Here is a 22,666-nt window from a genome sequence, read left to right on the forward strand (position 1 = left end):
ATCTTAATTGGCAAATTTTAATGAAATCCTGAAAAGCCCTTTTTGGGGGTGCTCATTGGGATTCTTCTAATCGGAATGCGATCATTTAATGTTTTAGGTTTCAATTTTGGAATTGATCGTGGCACCTGTTTAATACCCGATTTTTGCCTAATTTTTTGATTATTCCTGTTAATTTCTTCAATGCGCTTGCTTTCTCCTGGTTTAAGCTCTCCTCCAGGACGCTCCCGATCGTTTTTTTCAGTAACTTTTTTTGCTGGTATTGAATCTAGGCTCAGGATTATAACATGCTCAAAATCAATCTTTTTAAGCGGTTTAGCTTCAATTTCCTTATCAAAGGCAAATAGATTGGCAAATGGCATGCCAAGCAAAGCAATAAGGATCATTGTAGTAAAAACTGCTCTCAATTTCATCTTTTGTAAAAATACGGAATTTTGGCTCTTTTGAGTTAAGCGATTATCATTCTAATCAGTATATCCTTAATCTTAGGATCAAAAAACATGGAGATCTTTAGGTAAATAATAATCTTGGCACAAATGTAGTACTCGAACATGAAGACTTGATGAATTTCTGCATAAAAAAACCCGATCGTTTATTGATCGGGTTTTTGCAGAAATATATTTTTATTTAAGCGAGTTGATATAAGCCGCTATTTTTAGGCCATCCTCCTTTTTAACCTGAGGCATTGGCGGCATCGGGGTTGGATAATCCGGCCAATTTTCTGGCTTAGGATTGTGGATAAGCTGTACAATTTTCTCAGGACTATACTTACGTTTTGCAATATCCTTAAATGCTGGTCCTACCATTTTTTTATCAGGATTATGGCAAGATAAACAAGTATATGATGCAAGCATTCCTTTCACTTCATCATAAGTAGGTGCCTTTGCAACTTGAACAGCAGGTGCCGCTTTAGGGGCTGCTGGCTTGACAGCTGGTGCCGGACTAGTCTTTTTTATTGCTGGAGCAACTGTTGGAGCTTTAGCAACAACTATAGAGGAGTTCTTAGTGCTTACTTCTGTCATTGAAAGTTTAGCACCTTCTGGAATATTATTTAATGTATAATATGCCGTAGGGTGTACCAATGAATAGAAATTATCACGCTCACGAAGTCCGTCAAGCTTAATAGTATGAATATAATATCTACGTAAATTGTCAACGATAATTCTCGCTTTTAAACCATCGGCGGATAATTTAACACCTTTAATCGCGTGATTTTCAGGGTTTACTGGCGGACTACCATAAACTGGTTGATATTTATAGATATAACTTTCTACCGAGTAAGAAGCTAAATCTTCGGCAGATTTTTGATCTACAGGAAGGGTAAACTCAATTTCAAATCCATCAGGCATCGCTCTAACCGCTTTCATTTCAAAAGGTGTTTTCTTATTCCAAACTAGGCGCTGTAAGCCTTCATTTGCCTCACCTGCTGAACCCCATCCACGGTTTGTTTCACCGATAAATAAGGAGCTATCACGTGCCCAAGACATTCTGAGTACTCCCGATCTAAATCCAGAACGGAACATAAAAGAAGCACCTTGATACTCGCCATTTACCTTTTCCATGAATACTCTAGAAAGAATGCTCATTCCCTGATCACCAACTAAAATTTGTCCTTCAAACGGTCCGAAATGCCCTTTCGGGATAGTTATAGGCTCCGAATTTGAAATTCCTAAAATTCCATAAGGAAGCCAAACGGCAGGTAAACGCAATTCAGGAAACTCCTTCTTCATATCGAAAAGGGTTTTAAATTCTTCATTCACCACATTTTCGGGTTTGATATAACGACCCTTTTCATTTTTCACCTTACGAGGATCAATTTTTGAATTAAATTGAGCTTCAGTCAATTTTAATGGAGAATTAGGCATTGCCGTCCATGCTAAGCCTGCTGGATGCCCTAAGAAATCACCTTTAGCTACCTGCCAAAGCGCACCAGAACCCATCCAATCGCCTTGATTATCGGTATAGAATAATTCATCATTTAAAAAGCCTAATCCGGCAGGAGAACGCATTCCAGTAGCCCAAGGCTCCATTTTACCGTCTTCAGTGATGCGCATAGTCCAGCCTCTCCATGGCACACGGCTCTCGCCTCTCCACCATTCTTCACTACCAAATGCAACATTGGCTGTTACGAAAAATGATCCATCAGGCGCAATCTTTGGTCCGAAGCTATATTCATGATAATGACCCGAAAGTGGCCATGAATAAATGGTTTCGTACACATCAGCCTTACCATCCTGATTATTATCTATTAATTTAGTTAGCTCACCACGTTGTGCACAGTAAAGTGCACCATCTTTATAAGCTAAACCTAATATTTCGTGTAAACCTGAGGCAAACTTTCTAAAATAGGGTCTGCTACTCGTTGGATTCTCTACAATAAAAACATCACCACGGCGGGTAGAAATAGCCAAATCGCCATTAGGCATATTTACCAAGCCTCCCACCTCCAGAATAATACCTTCCGGAGTGGCTACTTTCATTATTTTGGAGAAATCTTCTTCCTTAGGAGTTTCTTGTGCAAAAGCAGAAATACTAGCGAGTGCGAATACGCCTAAAAGGACTTTTTTATATATTTTATCGATGTTTTTCATGTCCTAATTAGAATAAAATTGAATAATTTAAGGTATTAAGGATTGGAATAAGCAACTCTTTACGACCCTTATTTTCACGGATAAATGCCTTTCCACCATCTTCTACTTTGAGATAATACGATTGATTATCAATTAAATATGAACCATCTGCTGATTGAACAATATTTTCAGCATCCGCCAAACGGAAATACAAATTATTCACAGGATTGCTAATGCTAATCTTACGAGAAATACCACGTCCTGAATCCAAAACTGTTAGCTGATCGCTAACCGAGGTTCCGTAAGTATGATATTTAAAAATTGGTAAACCTTGCTCATCAATCACATATCCCTTTGGCTTATAAGATGTACCTGTTGTATCACTAATCCATGTGGCATCAGTACTTGCCAATTGAGCAATACTTTGTTTAGGTTTTCCAAATCGTTGCACCATGCCTAATGGTCTTGAAGAACCATCTCCACGATCGTGCCACATTGGAGTTGCATTTAGGAAATCACCTCTCCAAACTTGAACTAACATGGCATTATCCATATCGTATGTATAATGAACCTTTGATGCGCTTCCCACAGAAACTGCATGAACTACACGTGGCGAACCAGGTATATCCATGAAACTTCTAAGAATGCTGTTTTCTGAGGCATCGATTAGAATTGGATCAACACCATTATCATTAGTACTTAATTTTTCTGTTGGTCTTGGGCGATCAAAAGAAGTAATTTTTATGTTTTTGAATGCAACAGCACCATGGTCTCCTTGGAAACGAAGCGGTGCTTTGGCAGCTTCTGCATTGCTAATAGAACCACGAGTAGGGCCGCTTAGCTCTACATTATCATGGATAACAACGCCATTTAACTCTACTCTACGCATAACTGCATTAGCAATTTTCTTACCCGATGCATCAAAACGTGGCGCTTGAAAAGAGATTTTAAATTTCTGCCATAAACCTGGGGCTTTGCTCGCATTTTGACGAGGGGCATAACCGGCATAACCCTGCTGTCCTTCTGGTTTGCTATCATCCCAACGCGGGTAAATTCCACCATTGGTATTGGATTTCGGACTTGGAGAACCCCATGTATCTTCCAATTGGATTTCGTAGCGTCCTTGTAGGTAAAGACCTGAATTTGCGCCTGAAGCCATCAAATATTCAAACTCCAAATCGATATCACCATATTCGGCTAGCGTAAAAAGATCTTCTCCCTTATTCTTTTTATCAGGGAAGTTTACAAGAATACCACTTCCATTGCCGAGGCTCAAAAAATTGGTTTTACTCAAATCTGCCTGAACAGAACCGGCAATTTGCCAAGATTTTGAAGGCGATTTAAAAGCAGAAAGGTCGCTTAAACCTAGCTGAGTAGGGCTTTGTGCATAGGCTGAACCTGTCATAAATATGACCAGAACCGCCGCAAAGCGCATAAAAATTGTTGAGGTAAATTTAAATGTTGAATTCATTTTTTTTGATTATGAATTGTGAAGATAATAATCAAAAATGAATATATTGAGTAGATAAAATTTTTGATTGGCAAAAATTGAACAAATTATTTTGCTTTAAGCTTAGATTTATTCTGCTCAACTCTAAATTTAACAATCCTAAAAATTAGATTCAAGGGAATTTCATCTTCTAGGGTAAATCTAATGGTACCTTTTGATAAATTATAAGGAGCCAATTCATCAACAAACGCTTTAATTGCAGAAGGGCCCGGATAAAATCCGATATGGGTTTTATAAGCAGCAAAATGGAGCAAATTTCCATTGAGTTTAAAAGTTGGCATTTGATAGCAAATTGCTTCGGTAGAATCTGGTGCAGCCTCTTGTATAGTTGATCTTAATATCTGAAGCTTATTCTTTAAATCTTGAGGGATTGAATCTAGATATTCATCAATATTTTGGTATTTTACCGTGTTTTTCATGAAAGCACTTCTTAATATTATTGTACAAAAATTACAATTATAAAATATTATTCTGGTTTAATTACTTGCGTTTCGATGGCAAAGGCCTTCCTAACTGGCCGAATAGGTGATTCGAAGGTATCGCTCAACACTTTTACAAAGCAGCCACCATAATAAAATATCATAGCAGAATAAAAAACAAAGAGCATGATGAGCACCATTGAACCAGATGCACCATAAATTGTACTGATATTACTTCCAATAAGCAGGTAACCTAAAATCCATTTCCCGATGGTAAATAAGATGGCGGTGAAAAAAGCGCCCATAAGACTAATTTTCCATTTCGGGCGACCAGCGGTTAAGAATCTAAATAAAAAGGCCAGCCAAATAGTTAGTGCAACAACGAATACGAGTTCATTAATTAAACGATTAAAAAACCAGCCTCCACCGCCCCAAACCTCGTCGATATAATTGCCCATAATTGCCTGAAAGCTTTCTAAGACTAAACCCACAAGGAATAAAGCACCTGCTAGAAAAATAATGACCAATGATCTTAAACGATATTTCAATCGGAATCCTATTCCCGGTTTAGGCATCACTCGAATATCCCAAATTTGGCCTAATGAATTTTTAATTACCTCGAAAAGAGTAGTTGCAACAAAAATTAAAAAGATAAATCCGAAAAATGTGATGTACCATTTGTGGCTTAATCCAGTCACGGCTACTAAAACACCCTCCACTTGTTGCGCACTACTTGTACCTAAAATATGACCTAGTCGATCAATCAATTCGGAGCTAAGTTCAGTAGGGTCGACAGCAAAACGGAAAAATTGAGTGAAAATAATCAAAATGGGAGGCAAGGCAAATGTGGCAAAAAAAGCCGTTGCAGCGCCCATCCGCAAAGGATCATTTAATTTCAATAAAGCGAAAGATGTCCGCATCATCGAAATGAAATTCGTTATTTGAGGAAATTGATTATTCTTTATTGCCAAGTCTAATTTTGATTTTCAAATGCAAATTTGCGAATATTTACTCTTAATTAAACTATTTAACAGTCATTTTAAGAAGTAATTCGGGTTCATTAGTTGTAATAAAGTCTATTTTTTGATCCAGAAAAAATTGCAATAATTTAGGATCATTAACGGTCCAAGCATTGATAGTCAAGCCTTTTTCTTTAGCCTGAGCAATCCAATCTGGATTTTTTTGAAATACACTTTGATTATAATCTAGTCCCCATAATTTATCTTTTGCTAATATCTCCGGCGATTTATCCCCATTCAAATAAGCTACCCTAGCATTTGGATCCATACGAAGCAGCTCCAAACAGATATCATAATCAAAACTGATATAGTCAATCCATGCTTGAGCTTTAAGTCGTTGCACCAACTCCATTACCTTATGACTAAGCTTTATCGCTCTTTCCCTTTTTACTGTTGGCTTAATCTCTAAGATTAATTTAGTCTTATTTTGGGTCATACCAGCCTTAATATAAGATTCCAGAGAAGGCATATTTTCACCGCTAGCCAATTTTAAACTAAGCAATTCAGACGCATTAGTATCGTGAATGGTTTTACCTTGGATAGTTGGATCATGATTCACTACCAATACCGAATCTGCAGACATGTGCACATCAAATTCTGAGCCTTGGCATCCCATAGCAATGGCAAATTCTAAAGCAGCAATTGAATTTTCGCTTGCTCCCGTATTTTTCCACGATCCGCGATGGGCGATAACCCTGTTTTTTATGAATTCATCATGCACCAATCTGAATGTTTGCTCTTGCTGTCCGGAAGATGTTAAAGCCCTGATTGTTAGATCATAATATTGAATATTCGGTTTAATAGCTTCATCTTCAATGTAAAGTTTATTGCCGTTTAACTTAAACAAATGAGCGTTTTGGCCAATTAGTTTAAACTTTGCCATTTTTCCAGGTAAGCTCACAATACCAATCAGATTATTATCTTTTGAAAAGCTATGATTACTTAAAATTGGCTGAGCACTTGATATTGAGAATGACATACTCAATAGAATTAGAAAAAAATTAAACTTTATAGAGTTAAACATGATAATAGAAATGAGTGCTATATATTCTCATAAAAATAGCACTTAACGGCCAAATTGGTCTGATATTTAAGGTATTTTACTGAATTATTATGAAAAAGGTATAATTTGGCACAAAATAAGCGTTAAGCTAAGCATGAAAAAATACCTTTTAATCTACATTATTACATTTTTAGCATCGGGCTGCGGTATATCCAGAAAAATAGATGTTCTTGGAAACTGTACTTATAATATTAAATCGGCAGATAATATTTACCTGGCCGGCAAAGACATGACTGAATTGTTTAAAAATAGAACATTTGATTTAAGTAGCGCTCCAGGTTTAGCTTTGGCGATGTTAAGAAAAAACATTCCTTTAAAAGCGAATGTTAATTTAAGTATTTATAATCCCACAAGTAAAAGTACAGTCATTAATCAGTTTGACTATATTGTTTTGGTAAAGGGCCAAGAGATTGCGAAAGGAATGGTAGACAAAAGGATAAATTTAGAAGCAGGTGCAACAAGCATTGTTCCAGTGCAAATAAATTCAAATATTTATTCCTTTTTATCGAATGGGGAAACGATGAAAGAGCTACTAGACTTTATGTCGGGAGCCAAGAATGGCCCTAAGGAGAAAAAAAGCACGGTAACCATTAAAATAAGGCCTAGTTTTATGTTGGGTAAAGAATTAATAAAATATCCTAGCTACATAATCATTAATAAAGAAATAAGTAGTAGAATTCTTTATTAGTTAGAGTAGTCAAAATTTTAACCTTCTTAAATCTAAATTGCAGCCTTATTTATTTACGAATAACATCAATCTTAATTTTCTTATCTTTCAAACCTGAATCAAACAATTCAATTGTAAAATGAAATTTTTAAAAATACTATTTGTACTCCTATTTATTAGTCACCTGAGTTTTTCTCAAAGTGTGATATCACTTATGAATCGTGCTGATCTGTTTTTCGAAACCATGAATCAGGGCAAGTTTCAAGAAGCGCACGATTTTATGGATGAAAGTGTAAAAAATCAGATTTCAGTAGACGAGCTTAAATTATTTTGGCTTAGACTTGAAAATAGTTTGGGAACTTACCAATCTGTAGATGGAGCTAAAAGTTCTGTTCAAGGTGAATATTTTCAAGTACTGCTTACATGTGGTTTTAGCAAGGGCTCCCAGCCATTTACCTTCGTATTTAATAAATCCGAAAAATTAGTGGGATTTTTTATTGCCCCTAAGCCTACAGAGTCTGCATATAAACTAGCAAGCTATGCTGATACAAGTCTTTACAAGGAAGAGGAGGTAAAAATTAAATTTGCAGAAGGTGAAATGGCGGGGGTTTACACTAGCCCTAAAAAAGTCTCGAATTTTCCAATTGTGATTATGGTTCATGGATCGGGGCCTGCCGACATGGATCAAACAGTAGGTTCAAATAAACCATTTAAAGACCTTGCAGCAGGTTTAGCAGCACAAGGAATAGCTAGCATTCGATATGTTAAGCGTTCAATGGTTTATCCTAACACCTTCAATAATGCATTTACCGTAAAAGAAGAGGTACTTGATGACGCATTAACCGCAATCACCTTAGCTGGCACACTTCCTGGAGTAAATAAGGCAGAAATTTATATTTTCGGGCATAGCCTTGGTGGGATGTTAGCCCCTAGAATTGCAAGTTTAGCACCTCATTTAAAAGGTATTATTTTAGCTGCAGCGCCAGCAAGAAAATTTGCGGATTTAATTACTGAGCAAAATGAATATCTATATAAAGCATCGGGAGATACTAGTGCAGCAGGGAAGCAGCAGTTTCTTGAATCAGCTATGGATATTGATAAGACTAGGCTATTAAAACTTGGTGCTATTGCACCCGACTCAGTAATTCTTGGTGCTCCAGCATCTTATTGGGTTGATTTAAATAATCATGATCAAGTAGCGACAGCCAAAAAACTTAAAAACCGCATTTTGGTAGTTCAGGGTGAGAAAGATTTTCAAGTTTCTGTGCGTGATTTTGAAATTTGGAAATCAGGATTGGCCGGAAATAAAAATTCCATGTTTAAGCTCTATCCAGATTTAAATCATCTTTTATCAGTACAAGAGGAAAAGGGAAATGGGACACAATATCGCTTGCCGGCAAATGTAGATATCAATTTAATTAAGGATATCGCAGTCTGGATAAAAGAAACTAATTAATAGTCTAAAAGAAAAATTTAAAGGAGATTAGTATTCTAATCTCCTTTTTTGTGAAAGCTTATTTCATGACTAAAATTATTCGAATCAACTCTTCCCAATATTGGGTAAAAATGCTGTAATCAGACCAATTAGAGGAAGATAGGCACAGATTTGATAAACATATTCGATGCTTGTACGATCGGCTAAACCGCCCAATAAAGCTGAACCTATACCTGCAAGACCGAAAGCATAGCCGAAAAAGAGACCTGAAATCATCCCCACCTTGCCGGGAAAAAGTTCTTGAGCATAAACTAGTATTGCAGAAAAAGCAGATGCTAGAATCACACCAATTGGAATCGTCAAAATAACAGTCCAGAATAAATTCATGTAAGGCAATAGCAAAGAGAAGGGTGCCACTCCTAAAATTGATCCCCAAATCACATACTTACGACCAATACGATCGCCTAATGGTCCTCCAATAATAGTCCCCACAGTTATAGCAAATAAGAAAATAAAGAGATATACCTGTGAATCTTGTACCGAAGCACCAAACTTTTGGATCATATAAAAAGTATAGTAACTAGTCATACTCACCAGATAAATATATTTTGAGAAGATTAAAATCATCAAAATACCGACCGAAATAAAAACCTTCTTTTTGGAAAGATTATGGAATACATTATGTTCAATGCTCGGCCTTCTTGCTTTAATTTTCACCTTCCTTTGATACCATTTTCCAATATTAAACAAAATGAAAATCGCCAAAATTGCGAGTGCCGAAAACCAAACAATATTTGATTGACCGTATGGAACGATGATAAGTGCAGCTAAAAGCGGACCAATAGCACTTCCGAAATTACCCCCTAATTGAAATACAGATTGTGCCATACCCCTCCTACCACCAGAAGCCATATGAGCGACTCTAGATGCCTCTGGGTGGAAAATTGATGAACCAATACCCACTAATCCGACAGAAAAAATTAGAAATTCAAAACTAGGTGCAATTGAAAGTAATATTAATCCGACAAGGGTAAATCCCATTCCAATCGCTAATGAAAATGGCTTTGGTTTACGATCGGTATAAAATCCTACAAAAGGCTGAAAAATAGACGCTGCAAGCTGAAAAGTGAGTGTAATTAGTCCGATTTGTGCAAAATTAAGACTAAAAGACTCCTTCACAACCGGGTAAATAGCTGGAATAATTGATTGCAATGTATCATTTAGCAGATGTGAAATACTTATTGCAATCAGAATTGGATAAACCGCTTTTCCAGCTTTACTTGAGTTTATACTTTTGGAGGGTATTTTAGGACTCTCGGCAATATCTTTTTCCATTGTTCATTTTCAATGGCGTAAATATCAGCCCAATTATTTAAAAAAGCGAGCAAAATAATAAATTCTAAACTGATCCTCTAGAATAAAATATCTCTCTTATTTGCCAAACAGCCTTACTTTTATCGGCAGTGTTTCCGATACGGATAATATCACATAAAGCGAGTAGTTTATAAAGTAAACGGTCTGTTAATATCGCTTTAGTTATATTGGGGTATAATGGCTGGATACTAGAGCCTTTTTCTTTACCCTGCAGATCAGGCCAAACTAATTTTTCTTCAGACGAAAAACTCAAATAAAGAGACGACTCTGAATGTGCTGTAAAATGGCCTTTTGTTAAAGAACCAAGCTTTGCAGGGAAAACATAGGGAAAACCATGCTCCAAAAACAATAAAAAAGCCTCTTTATTCACTGTCCTATTTAAAGGATCAATGAGTTTGGCAATTGCTGATCGATTTAATGATTCGCTTATTTCTGACGAACTGATGAAAAGTTTTGAAGAAAGATTTTTAATACGAAGATCCTGTTCAGAATCTATAATAAGTTTTAATAGAACCACAATGTCTTGTGGGCGCATACCCTTATGCTCTTTCATGCTTAAAATTCAATTTTAGATAATCATTTTGCGATATGCGAAAATAAATTAAATAATTAAATATTGCATTACAATTTACATTATTTTAAATTCTAAATGAGAAATAAATTATCACCTATGGGTGATAATCTATCTCTGATAAATCAAATAAAGAAATGTTTTATCGTTTAATTCTGTAGAATTCAACTTATTTTATTGAATCTGTAGTTAGTTTTGAACCCGCGCTACCTGTTAAAGGGGCACCAACTGCAAGATCACAACGGTGACCTGGCTTACCATGAGCTGGATTAATTTTTAAACCTGCAGGTGCAGCCTGACTAACCGGAGCAGATTTAACAGTTTGTGTTTGGGTAGTAGCTACTGCCTTGTTAGGTGCGGAGTTTAAAGGAGCACCAACAGAAATATCGCAACGGTGTCCAGGCTTACCATGCGCTGGATTTAGGGTCATACCAGCAGGTGCAGCTTGTGTAGTAGTATTTACTTGGCTAGTTGTAGCTGTGCTTGGAATAGCAGTTGTTGGCATTCCAGCAGAAGGAATTGCGGTTTTAGCATCACCAGTTAGTGGTGCACCAACTGCAAGATCACAACGGTGTCCTGGCTTACCATGAGCAGGATTAAGTGTTGGATTGCCTGAGGTATTTGCAGTACCTGAGGTATCCGCAGTCATTTGAGGTATTCCTTGACTAGAAAACGAAGGCTGAGCCTCTTTATTTCTTTCATTAACCATTAATCCAATAATGGCTGCACCAGAAAGTACAACTGCACCAACAATCACAATAGTTCTCATAATAATAGCTTGTTATTTTATGCTTTTATAGGAAAGCGAAATACAAAAATACAAAAATTTTAAATAATTAACCTTTACGATAAGAGCTTAGAATTAAAAATTCATTATTAGCTTAGCAAATTAAATTATCAATTTTGAGATATTTCGTACATATAGGCTATAAAGGAAGCAATTACTTCGGTTGGCAAAGACAGCCAGATAAGCTCAGTGTACAGGAAATAATCGAAGAAAAACTTGCTAAAATCTTTAAAAAGCCAATCACAATTTATGGTTGCGGTCGAACTGATGCCGGTGTTCATGCAAGCCAGTATTTTTTCCATATGGATATGGAGAAATCTTGGAATTTCGACCTCTTTTTTAGATTAAACCGCATCCTTCCAGATGATATTGCTCTATTTGACATTATTCCTGTAGATGGAGAACCACATGCTCGATTTGATGCTATCCAAAGATCTTACGACTATTTTATTCATACTTATAAAGACCCCTTTTTAAGTCAGAGTAGCTCTCTTTATCTAAGGAAAGAATTTGATTTAAATCAAATGAGAAAAGCAGTTAATCTACTGCCACAATATGAAGATTACCGGGCGTTTTGTAAATCACCTGATAAAAATGAACATACCATTTGTCGTGTTTCATCGGCTCAGCTTTTTGTGAATCAAGATGGAGATAGAATCCGATTTAGCATCTCTTCAAACCGGTTTTTAGGTCGTATGATACGAATTATTGCCCGAAAACTAATCGAAATTGGCGACAAAACACTCAGCGTAGACGAATTTGAAAGTCACCTAATATCAAGAAATATCCCTGATAAAATCTTACCAGCGCATCCTCAAGGACTATTCCTATCAAGGGTTAAATATCCATTTCTCGATATGGAGCCTAAAGCGAAGTTTTTAAATGCTGAAGATAGCGGGTATTGGAAAGAAATTATTGTAAGCCCTTAATCGTGCTTAATTTTGGGTTTTTACAATTTAGACACAAATATTCATCTTTAATCCGATAAATTAGACCATAATTTTTAACCTAAATAACATGAAAAAAATATTAGTTCTTTTAACTGCCGCATTATTAACTATGTTCTCTGAAAGTAGTTTTGCACAGCTTAAAATGCCGCAAGCAAGTAGCTCTCAAACAATTATTCAAGAATTTGGATTGGGTAAGGTAACTGTCAAATATTCACGCCCCAACATTAAGGGAAGAAGTGTAGAGAAAGATTTAGCTCCTTTTGGTGAAGTATGGCGTACAGGTGCAAATGATGCCACAGTGATCAGCTTTACGGATGCGGTTAGCATAGAAGGAAATGCCGTTCCAGCAGGCGAATATGCTATTTTTACTATCCCAGGAAAAGATGAATGGACTATTATTTTAAATAAGGAAACCAAGCAATGGGGCTCTTATCAGTATAAACAATCAGAAGATGTTTTACGATTTAAAGTGAAGCCTATTAAAATTAGTGAAAAGACAGAAACATTCAGTATTCAGTTTAGTAATGTGATGACTTCAAGTGCCAATCTTGATTTAGTTTGGGATAACTTTAAGGTTTCTATAAAAATGACTACAGATGTTGATGCGAAGGTAATGGCTAGTATTGAGGAAGCAATGAAAATGGATAAAAAACCATATTATCCTGCTGCAGTATATTATTTTGAAAATGGTAAAAATTTAAAAAAAGCACTAGAGTGGATTAGCATGGCAGAGGCTGCAGACCCTAAAGCACCTTGGTTCAAATATCAAAAAGCACGTATCCAGTTAAAATCAGGAGATAAAATTGGTGCAGCAGAAACTGCGAAAGCGGGTATAGAAGCAGCAAAAGCGGTTAATAATGTTGAATATATTCGCTTGAACCAAAACATACTTACTGAGGCAAGCCGCTAATTTTTGTTTTAAAATACTTACATAAAGCCTTCAAATTGAAGGCTTTATTTGTTAAATTAGATTTATTTCCAAAAGCAATAAATTATGAAATGGGCCTTCGCAATTCAACGGAAAATCAGATTAGCCATTGCGCTAGCCATTATGATGCTATTGATTATTTTGTTGAGCCTTTGGGAGAGCTATAACGTTAATAAAATCTCCAAATCATTCCGGTCCATTTATGAGGACCGATTAATTCCTGCCGTAGACCTATATTTAATTTCGGGGCATATCCAAAACAAACGTAATAAATTGGTATCCTTCCTTTTTACGGATAAAATAAGTGTTGAAGAAATCAAAAATGTGCTGTCCTTAGAAAACAAGCAATTAGATACACTGATTAATAAATATGAAAAAACTTATTTGGTTAAGGCTGAAACAAACCATCTTCAAAACCTCAAAAAAAATTTAAAAATTTTTGAACGGGATGAGCTTTTATTAATTAATGCAAGTTTAGATAATAAAGAATTCGCAAAAAATTTATATCTCAATACAACCATTAATTTCTATGAGAATATCGACCAAGATTTAATTTTACTTACCCAAGTACAAACACAGATAGGCAAAGAATTATTAGCCGAATCCAGTAAAAGTCAATCAAGTTCCAGTCTAATTTCTCAACTACAAATTGTAGTAGCAATCATACTTGGATTAATTATAATGATTCTAATTATTACCGATAAACAGGTGATTTTGAAACAAGAGAAATACACTCTTAATTAAATATCATAGCGATTTTAGTTCCGAGAATTGCAGTTAAACGACGAAATAGCACCTGTCATCCCGAACCTAGAGAGGGAAATATTGCAGGAAAGCAAAATTGTGCTAAGAAAACGAAGGTGCCTCACCTGCGGAAAGGCAGGTTATAATGACATCGTTTTTTAAAGGCCATGCCTTAAAATTCCCCAATATTATTTTGCTATCGATTAAAATTATTGATTCTATACTATATCAGTTTAAAAATTTATTTAAACAATTCATTATAAGATTATTGTCAAACATTTGATCGAACAAAAAATGCATTACATTATTCCTTAACTTTGCATTTAAGATCATTAATATTTTTAATCTAAAATTATTGTTCCTTCTTTTAATTTAAACAGAATGCACCTAATAAAATCATTCCTAATTTCCATCACATTCTTATTTGTTTTTTCTGCAAATAGTTTAGCACAAGAGAGTTATACTATAAATGGAGTGGTAAGAGATTCACTTTCTGGAGAAACCTTAATTGGTGTAAGCCTAAAATTTAATGGAAAAACTCAAGTAGGGACTAGTACAAATGCCTATGGATTTTTTTCATATAAATTAAATTCTGGGACTTATGATCTAAGCGTAAGTTATGTTGGTTATAAAACAATCTTAAAAAAAGTTACCATCAGCGCAGACACAAAACTGGACCTAAATATGGTTTCAGATAACTTAATTGATGAAATTGTAATCAGTGCTGAAAAAAGAAATGATAATGTGGTAAATGCGCAAATGGGCTTTGCCAAAATTAATCTGAGTGAAATTAGAAACGTACCCGTACTTTTTGGAGAGCGCGACATTTTAAAAACCCTACAATTATTGCCCGGAATAAAGTCGGCAGGTGAAGGAAATAGCGGTTTTTATGTTCGTGGTGGATCAACCGATCAAAATCTAATTTTATTGGATGAGGCACCAGTTTATAATGCATCACATCTTTTAGGTTTCTTCTCCACCTTTAACTCAGACGCTATTAAAGATGTAAGTGTATTTAAAGGTGGTATGCCCGCTCAATATGGCGGAAGATTATCATCTGTTTTAGACATTCGCATGAATGATGGAAATAAAAAGGAATATACCGCAGAGGGGGGAATTGGTTTAATTTCTTCCAGATTAAAGCTCGAGGGGCCTATCGTAAAAGATAAAGGTTCATTCATGATTAGTGGCAGAAGAACCTATGCAGATGCGTTTTTAGCATTTTCTGGTGATAGCTCCATCAAAAATAATACGCTTTATTTCTACGACCTGAATGCCAAGGCAAACTATCAAATTGATGATAAAAACACCCTTTACCTATCTGGATACTTTGGACGTGATGAACTTGGGCTGAGTGAAACCTTCGGATTTGGCTGGGGAAATACTACAGCAACTTTGAGATGGAATCATTTATACAGTAATCGATTGTTTTCAAACACCTCCCTAATTTACAGTAATTACAACTATGTAATTGAGAACTTTTTAGAAGAAAATAATTTCAAGGTAAACTCATCAATTAGAGATTTTAACCTAAAACAAGATTTTCAATTAGCGCTAAATAATAGCCATAACATTCGCTTTGGAGTTGACCTAATTCAACATACTATTTCTCCAGGTGATATCACGGCAAGTCAAACATCAAGCGTGAATGAGGTAACCGTTGAAAAACGTAGAGGCAATGAAATTGCAGCCTATATTTCTGATGAATGGGAAATGAATGATCGTATTAATGTAGTTTACGGACTAAGAGCTAGTTCATTTTTTCTCTTAGGTCCTGGAAGTTTTTCTAATTATGATCAGGATGGAAATATCTTAAGCACAAAGACATATTCAAGCGGAGATCTTGTTAAGACTTATATCAATCTTGAACCAAGAGTTTCGCTAAGCTATCAAATAAACCCTTTCTCGTCATTTAAAAGCTCATATACACGTAACACGCAGAATTTACACCTCATGTCTAATTCTACTGCTGGATCACCAACAGATCTTTATATTATGAGTAGTAATAATGTAAGACCAGAAATTGCTGATCAAGTAGCGCTAGGTTATTTCAGAAATTTAAAGGATGATAATTATGAGTTCTCTGCAGAAGTTTACTATAAACAAATGCAAGGTCAGATTGAGTACCGAAGCGGAACAGATCTACGCGGAAATAGAAATGTAGAAGCCGACCTGCTTTTCGGAGATGGTAGGGCTTATGGTATTGAATTATTTTTCAAAAAACGCTTCGGCAAAATAAATGGATGGATTGGTTATACACTTTCAAAAACTGAACGCCAGTTTAACGATATTAATAATGGAAAATGGTTTTTTGCAAAACAAGATCGTACACATGATTTATCCTTAGTTGGTATTTATAAGGCAAGTGAGCGCTGGACTTTCTCATCAACTTTCGTTTATAATACTGGAAATGCAGTAACTTTTCCTGCAGGAAAATACCAATTAAATGGAAATACCGTATTTTACTACCCAGAGCGCAACTCAAATCGAATGCCTGATTATCACCGACTTGATTTTTCTGCTACTTTAGAGGGAAAACCAGGTAAAAAACTTCAATCTAGCTGGTCTTTTGGTGTTTACAACCTTTACAATCGTAAAAATGCTTATTCAATCGACTTTAGAGACGACCCAGACGATAAGAGTAGAACGCAAGCCGTAAGAACAACCTTATTCGGCATTATCCCATCAATTACTTGGAACTTTAAGTTTTAACAATAGCAATTATGAATTTACATAAAAGTCTTTCGCCACTAACTCCTTCTTCAAAATTCAAAGCTTTACTAATGCTTTTGATAGGATTATCCATTTTTTCGTCTTGTGAAAAAGTAATCGACCTTGATCTAGAAAATGCAGAACCCAAAATTGTTATCGAAGGCAATGTGAGTGATCAGCTTGAAAATCAATATGTTAGGATCTCAAAAACCATCCCATTTAGTACTAACAATACATTCAATGGTTTTAAAGGTGCAAAAGTAACTTTGAGCACAACTAGCGGCTCTAGCATTAATTTTGCAGAAGTGTCAGATGGTTTGTATAAAAGTCAGCAATTTAAAGGAATACCAGGCACTAAATATAAGCTTGAAGTACTAGCCGATGGCAAAGTTTATACCGCAGAGTCCACCATGCCTTTTCCCGTAGTTCCAGATTCTATTGGCTTTAAAAAACTTAATTTTTTCGGAAATACAACCATTTATCCAACTGTTTTTTATAAAGATCCTGCGAACATTCAAAACCAGTATCGATACATCTTAAAAATCAATAATAAATTCCAATCTGATATTGTATTTGAAGACCGTTTTAATGATGGAAACGAAGTTTCAGATATCATCATTTATGATGGTGATGACATTAAATCAGGAGATACCATTGATATTGAAATGCAATCTATCGACAGAAAAGTGTTTAAATACTATTTCGCTATCAGTCAAATAGATGGGAATGGCGGTCCGCCAGTAGCACCCGCAAATCCCGACTCCAATTTTAATAATGGAGCACTAGGTATTTTTAGCGCTTATACTAAATCTAGCATTAGTGTTATACTGAAATAATTGACTCATAAATATAGCTTGCGAAGTAAAAAATGCAATAAATCATTTTCTTTCATAAAATAGAAAGATTCATTTTTGTATTTTGGCTTAAATTTCAAATATATCTATGCGTTTTAAGTCTACTTTGCTGGTTTTAGCGGGATTTAATATAATCCTTGCCTCTTGTTCAACAAATCCTTACGGTCCCACGAATAAGGTCTATAAAAAACAAACAAAAGAGCTTAGCAAAGTGATTCGGACTAAGCCAATTAACCCAGGTGGTGAGGACTTTGTAGGTACTACCAATTTCGGACTTAGAAAGCCTAACTATGTCATTATACACCACACCGCTCAAAAATCAACCGAGCAAACCCTTAAAACTTTCACATTGCCTAGAACACAAGTAAGTGCTCACTATGTTATTGGTAGAGATGGGAAGGTTTATCAGATGTTGCATGATCTTTTAAGAGCTTGGCATGGTGGAGCAGCAAAATGGGGTAATTTAACGGATATTAATTCTGGATCCATAGGTATTGAGCTCGACAATGATGGATTTGAAACCTTTTCGGAAGCGCAAATTAATAGTCTAATGGAGGTATTGGCAAAACTTAAAAAGTCGCACGGTATTCCTGCAGCCAATTTTATTGGTCACTCAGACATTGCACCAGGCAGAAAAGTAGATCCCAATATCAATTTCCCATGGAAAAAACTAGCCGATAATGGCTATGGATTATGGCAAGACTCTATTTTAGTTGATTCTGTACCCGAAACATTTAATCATCTCGAAGCACTCCGAATTATTGGTTATGACATCAAAAATCCGGTGAACGCACAAAAATCTTTCCAATTGCATTTTGTGCAAAAAGAAATTACAGGCGTATTGAACGAGGAAGAAAGAAAAATACTCTTTAATCTTTATAAGAAGTACTTATAAAAATTAAGATTTTTTAAGCTCCTTAGCCCAAGCATCCTTAAGAGTTACCGTACGATTAAATACTAGGTAATCTGGTCTTGAATCCGTATCCAATGTAAAATAACCTTTGCGGATGAATTGATAGCCAAAACCAGGTACAGCATTAGCCAAATCAGGTTCAATTAAGGCATTTTTAATCACGGTTAAACTTTCAGGATTTATATAATCTTTAAAGTCGCCTTCCTCATTTGAAGGATCTTCAACACGGAATAATCTATCGTAAAGGCGTATTTCTGCTGTTTTTGCACTTTCTACATTTAACCAATGAATGGTACCCTTTACATGAATTCCACTGGTATCATTTCCACTTCTAGATTCAGGGATATAGGTACAATGGATTTCAGTAACACGGCCAGAATCATCCTTTACAAAAGAATCACACTGAATGATATAAGCATGTTTTAAACGAACCATTAATCCCGGACCCAAACGGAAATACTTCTTAGTTGGCTCCTCCATAAAATCATCACGCTCAATCCAAAGCTCCGAACTAAATGGAATGCTACGTACACCTTCGCCTCCCTCAACTTCAGGATTATTTTCACCCTCAAGCAATTCAGTTTGGCCTTTTGGATAATTAGTGATGATCAATTTTACTGGATCAATAACTGCCATTCTTCTCCAAGCCGACTTATTTAAATCTTCGCGAATGCAAAATTCTAATAAACCTAAGTCGATTTGATTTTCTCGTCGGGCAACCCCAATTCTTTCACTAAAATTACGAATCGATAGCGGCGTATATCCACGACGGCGTAAACCACTAATGGTAGGCATGCGTGGATCATCCCAGCCAGTTACGTAATTTTCGTTAACCAACTGAAGCAATTTACGCTTGCTCATTACCGTATAATTGATATTTAAACGAGCAAATTCATATTGCTTAGAAGGAAAAATATTTAACTGCTGTATAAACCACTCATAAAGTGGGCGATGCGGAACAAATTCAAGCGTACAAATAGAATGGGTAATTTCCTCAATCGCATCCGATTGCCCATGAGCAAAATCATACATCGGATAAAGACACCATTTATCACCAGTACGATGATGATGAGCATGTTTAATACGATACATCAATGGATCACGAAGGTGCATATTTGGTGATGCTAAATCAATTTTAGCACGCAAAACCTTTGCACCATCTGGGTATTTTCCATCCTTCATATCTTCAAAAAGCTGAAGATTTTCTTCAATGCTTCTGCTTCTATTAGGGGTTGGCTTGCCGGGCTCAGTCGGACTTCCCTTAGCAGCAGCAATTTCTTCCGCTGTGCTATCATCCACATAGGCTAAGCCCATTTTTATTAATGCTACAGCAAAATCATAGAGCTGATCAAAATAATCGGATGAGTATAATTCCTTATCCCATTCAAAACCAAGCCATTTTATGTCCTCTCTGATGCTATCCACATACTCCACATCTTCGGTAGTTGGGTTAGTATCATCAAATCTTAAATTGGTTTTGCCATTATATTTTTTGGCAATTCCGAAGTTTAAACAAATGGATTTAGCATGGCCAATATGGAGGTAACCATTAGGCTCTGGTGGAAATCGCGTTAAGATACGACCACCATTTTTACCATTGCTAAGATCTTCTTCAATGATTTCTTCTAAAAAATTTAATGATCTTTCTTCGCTCATAATAGATTTTACAGGTTGCAAAAATAGCAAAATTTACCTTTAGATTTAAGGATTCTTGCAGCATCCGCCAAAGCATTTGGCAAAGCGTACGACCAGGATGGATCAAGGTATTATGATGCAGCTTAGTTTTCTTAGCACAATTTTGCTTTTTCTCACGAAGTTCCCTCTCTACTTTTGGGATGACAGATATAGGAGCCTCATCTAGCGCTTGTAAAGAGTCTGAAGACTCCAATCATTGAATAATCCGTAGACACCGCTGCGCTGAAGTCTACGAACAGTGGGGCATAACGCCTAAAATCCAAGTCCATTTTACAGTAGTTTTTAAAAACGACGCTAAGAAATATATATAAAATCATTTAGCAGGATTAGCTTGCACTGTCTTTCCCCAAGCTTTCTTCCGCCTTGGCTGGTGCGGCAATGATTTACCCTTGTCAAAGCACTGCCTTTCATAGCATCAGACGCAGCGGTGGGGTTTTGGTCTCTTTTTTCCTACAGAAAAAGGACTAGCCTCCGCGGCAATGAGCGGGAAATATCACTAATATCACTATCGTGCTATTAACAACAAAACGAAATTGAATACTCTTTCTTTTGAAGGCCAAAAGAAACAAAAGCCCTTTTTTTCCACTCCAAGGGAGTCCTTTGGACCAAGGCAGCTGGTCCGAAGGACTCCTTTGGAGCTCATACCCACCACACACAAAAGCCAAAAGCGCTCGGGCTGCGTTTTACTGAAGGGTAAAACAATGCCCCGCCCAAACACACAAGGCTTTGCCAAATGCTTTGGCGTCTTGTAACATGCCAATTGATCCGGGATCTATAGTTGATTAACTATAATATTCATCATAAAATTGGTGCGGTTATTAGGTAAGTCAAACACCCGCCAATTTTTGTTTCCCTTTGAGTACTCATTTTTTACCCATGAATAGCTTTTATCCATAGATTCATTCAAACCTATACAAGGCATCTTAATATTATTATTTCGTGTTTTTTTTGATGGCCCAATTTCATAACTATCTTCCGGTAATATTTCCATTGCGACAAACAGTCCATCATTTGGCATTTCGATTTGATACTTACTGATATCAACTTTGAACCAGCTGTTTTTTCGTTTTGCTCTGACGATGATATTGTCTATCAGTAAATCCTTGTCAGGCCCTCCATTTGATTTACTCTTGGAATATACACGTACCCTGAAAGGCCCTTTATAGCTTCCGCCAACTTGTTCTTTTATGTAATAATTGATGGACTGAACTAAATATGGTTTTCCTGAAGGATTTTCTATAAACAAGGCATATTGATCATTTACCCTAGACAAAAGCTTGTTGAATAAATTGTTCCCAGTATTGCCCCACTTCTCAACTTTATGCTTCAAGCCAATATTAATTGATACTTCATCTAATAAATAACTTTTCTGATTTAAGATAATGTTTGGATCTTTAATTAATCTATTGAATACCCGTTCTTCTGACTGGTAACCAATACAACTGAAGGTTATAGTGTCAGTACTGCTAATGGTTTTGACAGAAAATTGATATCTGCCATTAAGATCGGTTAGGGTGTTTTTATTATTTATTGTAACCGTAACATATGGAATAACTTCGCCATTAGAGGACTTTACGACTCCGCTAATCGTATCTTGAGCGTACAAGTTTGTAAAGATGATGGTATAATTAAAGAATACTGTGGTAAAAACCTTTATTATATTGCTCATAAAATTTAAAAATAAGTCTTTATCATTTCAAAGATATATCTTTTACTCTACTGTCCTTAGATTTTCCATCGATTATCAAAATTGATTTTCTAAACAACATAAGGGCTGTTGTACAGTATTAGCCTAAAGCAGTTGGGTTTTCATGAGTATAAAGAATCTCATTTCCAAATAAAACCACTAAATGCGTTTTTCCTTAATTTTTAAAATGTAGATTACAGGAGTCTGGAGACCCCTCTTCATTTGCCAATCCGGAGAAGCGCTACGTTAAACTCTCTGAAAATCGAGGTAAAAAATATTAATTTTAAAAATATATATTTTTTTTAATATTAATTTATTATTAAATTACATCGTAAAATTTAATAAAATTTAATCATGAAGAAAAAAATGTTTAAAAGACTTGCTACCGTGGCAATTTGTTTGTCTCTTGTTTGTTCAAGCCTTGCAGCATCCGCCAAAGCATTTGGCAAAGCGTACGACCAGGATGGATCAAGGTATTATGATGCAGCTACCGACAAATGCTACGATGATTATGTAGTTACAACCTATTTTTTTTGGATACCGGTCGGGCAAAGCCGTATTTCAATCGAAGCGTCTTGTAACATGCCAATTGATCCGAGATCTATAGTTGATTAACTATAATATTCATCATAAAATTGGCGGGCTTGTTAGGGAAGTCAAACAGCCGCCAATTTTTGTTTCCCTTTGAGTACTCATTTTTTACCCATGAATAGCTCTTATCCATAGATTCATTCAAACCTATACAAGGCATCTTAATATTATTATTTCGTG

General features: G+C 35.9%; 20 protein-coding genes. 9 read left to right on the forward strand and 11 right to left on the reverse strand.

Annotation, left to right across the window (positions count from 1 at the left end; all coding sequences use genetic code 11):
• Nucleotides 1–17: 17 nt before the first annotated feature.
• From QZ136_RS10425 to QZ136_RS10450, 6 genes are all read right to left on the reverse strand, one after another.
• The gene (locus tag QZ136_RS10425; RefSeq protein ID WP_291403191.1) at nt 18–410 is read right to left on the reverse strand and encodes a hypothetical protein; all 393 of its coding nucleotides are present in this window, start codon (nt 408–410) and stop codon (nt 18–20) included.
• A 210-nt stretch (nt 411–620) separates the two neighbouring features.
• Nucleotides 621–2,588: a c-type cytochrome gene (locus QZ136_RS10430; protein WP_291403193.1), complete on the reverse strand. Its 1,968-nt coding sequence runs from the start codon at nt 2,586–2,588 to the stop codon at nt 621–623.
• Between the two features lie 7 nt (nt 2,589–2,595).
• A complete protein-coding gene (locus QZ136_RS10435; RefSeq protein ID WP_291403195.1) occupies nt 2,596–4,038 on the reverse strand; it encodes a DUF1080 domain-containing protein in 1,443 nt (480 codons plus the stop codon).
• An 86-nt stretch (nt 4,039–4,124) separates the two neighbouring features.
• Nucleotides 4,125–4,496: a DUF1801 domain-containing protein gene (locus tag QZ136_RS10440; RefSeq protein ID WP_291403197.1), complete on the reverse strand. Its 372-nt coding sequence runs from the start codon at nt 4,494–4,496 to the stop codon at nt 4,125–4,127.
• A gap of 47 nt (nt 4,497–4,543) precedes the next feature.
• Nucleotides 4,544–5,419, reverse strand: coding sequence for a YihY/virulence factor BrkB family protein (locus QZ136_RS10445; RefSeq protein ID WP_291403199.1), 876 nt, complete (start codon nt 5,417–5,419; stop codon nt 4,544–4,546).
• A gap of 100 nt (nt 5,420–5,519) precedes the next feature.
• On the reverse strand, nt 5,520–6,494 hold the full coding sequence (locus tag QZ136_RS10450; protein WP_291403201.1) for a glycerophosphodiester phosphodiesterase family protein: 975 nt from the start codon (nt 6,492–6,494) through the stop codon (nt 5,520–5,522).
• Between the two features lie 178 nt (nt 6,495–6,672).
• On the opposite strand from QZ136_RS10450, the gene QZ136_RS10455 reads away from it, so the two are divergent.
• Nucleotides 6,673–7,266, forward strand: a complete 594-nt coding sequence (locus QZ136_RS10455; RefSeq protein ID WP_291403204.1) for an LEA type 2 family protein — start codon at nt 6,673–6,675, stop codon at nt 7,264–7,266.
• A gap of 118 nt (nt 7,267–7,384) precedes the next feature.
• Nucleotides 7,385–8,701, forward strand: a complete 1,317-nt coding sequence (locus QZ136_RS10460; RefSeq protein ID WP_291403206.1) for a DUF3887 domain-containing protein — start codon at nt 7,385–7,387, stop codon at nt 8,699–8,701.
• An 84-nt stretch (nt 8,702–8,785) separates the two neighbouring features.
• Here QZ136_RS10460 and QZ136_RS10465 read toward each other — a convergent pair whose 3' ends face one another.
• The 3 genes from QZ136_RS10465 to QZ136_RS10475 all read right to left on the reverse strand — a co-directional run bounded on the left by QZ136_RS10465 (nt 8,786) and on the right by QZ136_RS10475 (nt 11,394).
• A complete protein-coding gene (locus QZ136_RS10465; protein WP_291403208.1) occupies nt 8,786–10,015 on the reverse strand; it encodes an MFS transporter in 1,230 nt (409 codons plus the stop codon).
• 64 nt (nt 10,016–10,079) lie between these two features.
• Nucleotides 10,080–10,607, reverse strand: a complete 528-nt coding sequence (locus tag QZ136_RS10470) for a hypothetical protein (RefSeq protein ID WP_291403210.1) — start codon at nt 10,605–10,607, stop codon at nt 10,080–10,082.
• A gap of 187 nt (nt 10,608–10,794) precedes the next feature.
• Nucleotides 10,795–11,394, reverse strand: a complete 600-nt coding sequence (locus QZ136_RS10475) for a hypothetical protein (protein ID WP_291403212.1) — start codon at nt 11,392–11,394, stop codon at nt 10,795–10,797.
• A 134-nt stretch (nt 11,395–11,528) separates the two neighbouring features.
• Between QZ136_RS10475 and truA the strand changes: the two genes are divergently transcribed.
• The 6 genes from truA to QZ136_RS10505 all read left to right on the forward strand — a co-directional run bounded on the left by truA (nt 11,529) and on the right by QZ136_RS10505 (nt 18,495).
• A complete protein-coding gene (gene truA / locus QZ136_RS10480) occupies nt 11,529–12,341 on the forward strand; it encodes a tRNA pseudouridine(38-40) synthase TruA (protein ID WP_291403214.1) in 813 nt (270 codons plus the stop codon).
• A gap of 88 nt (nt 12,342–12,429) precedes the next feature.
• Entirely contained in the window at nt 12,430–13,272 is an 843-nt protein-coding gene (locus QZ136_RS10485) for a DUF2911 domain-containing protein (RefSeq protein ID WP_291403217.1), read from the forward strand.
• 84 nt (nt 13,273–13,356) lie between these two features.
• Nucleotides 13,357–14,034, forward strand: coding sequence for an MCP four helix bundle domain-containing protein (locus QZ136_RS10490; RefSeq protein WP_291403219.1), 678 nt, complete (start codon nt 13,357–13,359; stop codon nt 14,032–14,034).
• Nucleotides 14,035–14,415: 381 nt separating this feature from the next.
• On the forward strand, nt 14,416–16,746 hold the full coding sequence (locus QZ136_RS10495; protein ID WP_291403221.1) for a TonB-dependent receptor: 2,331 nt from the start codon (nt 14,416–14,418) through the stop codon (nt 16,744–16,746).
• Between the two features lie 11 nt (nt 16,747–16,757).
• On the forward strand, nt 16,758–17,582 hold the full coding sequence (locus tag QZ136_RS10500; protein WP_291403223.1) for a DUF4249 domain-containing protein: 825 nt from the start codon (nt 16,758–16,760) through the stop codon (nt 17,580–17,582).
• A 106-nt stretch (nt 17,583–17,688) separates the two neighbouring features.
• Nucleotides 17,689–18,495, forward strand: coding sequence for an N-acetylmuramoyl-L-alanine amidase (locus QZ136_RS10505; protein WP_291403225.1), 807 nt, complete (start codon nt 17,689–17,691; stop codon nt 18,493–18,495).
• A 3-nt stretch (nt 18,496–18,498) separates the two neighbouring features.
• Here the strand turns inward: QZ136_RS10505 and QZ136_RS10510 are convergent, their stop codons facing one another.
• Nucleotides 18,499–20,169, reverse strand: coding sequence for a glutamine--tRNA ligase/YqeY domain fusion protein (locus QZ136_RS10510; RefSeq protein WP_291403232.1), 1,671 nt, complete (start codon nt 20,167–20,169; stop codon nt 18,499–18,501).
• An 811-nt stretch (nt 20,170–20,980) separates the two neighbouring features.
• Complete coding sequence (locus QZ136_RS10515; protein WP_291403234.1) at nt 20,981–21,877, reverse strand: carboxypeptidase-like regulatory domain-containing protein; 897 nt, start codon at nt 21,875–21,877, stop codon at nt 20,981–20,983.
• A 372-nt stretch (nt 21,878–22,249) separates the two neighbouring features.
• Here QZ136_RS10515 and QZ136_RS10520 point away from each other — a divergent pair, with 372 nt between their 5' ends.
• Nucleotides 22,250–22,510 carry a hypothetical protein gene (locus tag QZ136_RS10520; RefSeq protein WP_291403236.1) on the forward strand — a complete coding sequence of 87 codons (261 nt, stop codon included), beginning with the start codon at nt 22,250–22,252 and terminating at the stop codon, nt 22,508–22,510.
• Nucleotides 22,511–22,666: the final 156 nt, after the last annotated feature.

Source organism: Daejeonella sp., from assembly GCF_017495225.1.
GTDB lineage: Bacteria > Bacteroidota > Bacteroidia > Sphingobacteriales > Sphingobacteriaceae > Daejeonella.

What these genes read in the sequence shown, in the direction of transcription:
- QZ136_RS10425 (WP_291403191.1), bottom strand. Translation starts at nt 410, where the DNA reads ATGAAATTGAGAGCAGTTTTTACTACAATGATCCTTATTGCTTTGCTT.
- QZ136_RS10430 (WP_291403193.1), bottom strand. Translation starts at nt 2,588, where the DNA reads ATGAAAAACATCGATAAAATATATAAAAAAGTCCTTTTAGGCGTATTC.
- QZ136_RS10435 (WP_291403195.1), bottom strand. Translation starts at nt 4,038, where the DNA reads ATGAATTCAACATTTAAATTTACCTCAACAATTTTTATGCGCTTTGCG.
- QZ136_RS10440 (WP_291403197.1), bottom strand. Translation starts at nt 4,496, where the DNA reads ATGAAAAACACGGTAAAATACCAAAATATTGATGAATATCTAGATTCA.
- QZ136_RS10445 (WP_291403199.1), bottom strand. Translation starts at nt 5,419, where the DNA reads ATGATGCGGACATCTTTCGCTTTATTGAAATTAAATGATCCTTTGCGG.
- QZ136_RS10450 (WP_291403201.1), bottom strand. Translation starts at nt 6,494, where the DNA reads ATGTCATTCTCAATATCAAGTGCTCAGCCAATTTTAAGTAATCATAGC.
- QZ136_RS10455 (WP_291403204.1), top strand. Translation starts at nt 6,673, where the DNA reads ATGAAAAAATACCTTTTAATCTACATTATTACATTTTTAGCATCGGGC.
- QZ136_RS10460 (WP_291403206.1), top strand. Translation starts at nt 7,385, where the DNA reads ATGAAATTTTTAAAAATACTATTTGTACTCCTATTTATTAGTCACCTG.
- QZ136_RS10465 (WP_291403208.1), bottom strand. Translation starts at nt 10,015, where the DNA reads ATGGAAAAAGATATTGCCGAGAGTCCTAAAATACCCTCCAAAAGTATA.
- QZ136_RS10470 (WP_291403210.1), bottom strand. Translation starts at nt 10,607, where the DNA reads ATGAAAGAGCATAAGGGTATGCGCCCACAAGACATTGTGGTTCTATTA.
- QZ136_RS10475 (WP_291403212.1), bottom strand. Translation starts at nt 11,394, where the DNA reads ATGAGAACTATTGTGATTGTTGGTGCAGTTGTACTTTCTGGTGCAGCC.
- QZ136_RS10485 (WP_291403217.1), top strand. Translation starts at nt 12,430, where the DNA reads ATGAAAAAAATATTAGTTCTTTTAACTGCCGCATTATTAACTATGTTC.
- QZ136_RS10490 (WP_291403219.1), top strand. Translation starts at nt 13,357, where the DNA reads ATGAAATGGGCCTTCGCAATTCAACGGAAAATCAGATTAGCCATTGCG.
- QZ136_RS10495 (WP_291403221.1), top strand. Translation starts at nt 14,416, where the DNA reads ATGCACCTAATAAAATCATTCCTAATTTCCATCACATTCTTATTTGTT.
- QZ136_RS10500 (WP_291403223.1), top strand. Translation starts at nt 16,758, where the DNA reads ATGAATTTACATAAAAGTCTTTCGCCACTAACTCCTTCTTCAAAATTC.
- QZ136_RS10505 (WP_291403225.1), top strand. Translation starts at nt 17,689, where the DNA reads ATGCGTTTTAAGTCTACTTTGCTGGTTTTAGCGGGATTTAATATAATC.
- QZ136_RS10510 (WP_291403232.1), bottom strand. Translation starts at nt 20,169, where the DNA reads ATGAGCGAAGAAAGATCATTAAATTTTTTAGAAGAAATCATTGAAGAA.
- QZ136_RS10515 (WP_291403234.1), bottom strand. Translation starts at nt 21,877, where the DNA reads ATGAGCAATATAATAAAGGTTTTTACCACAGTATTCTTTAATTATACC.
- QZ136_RS10520 (WP_291403236.1), top strand. Translation starts at nt 22,250, where the DNA reads ATGAAGAAAAAAATGTTTAAAAGACTTGCTACCGTGGCAATTTGTTTG.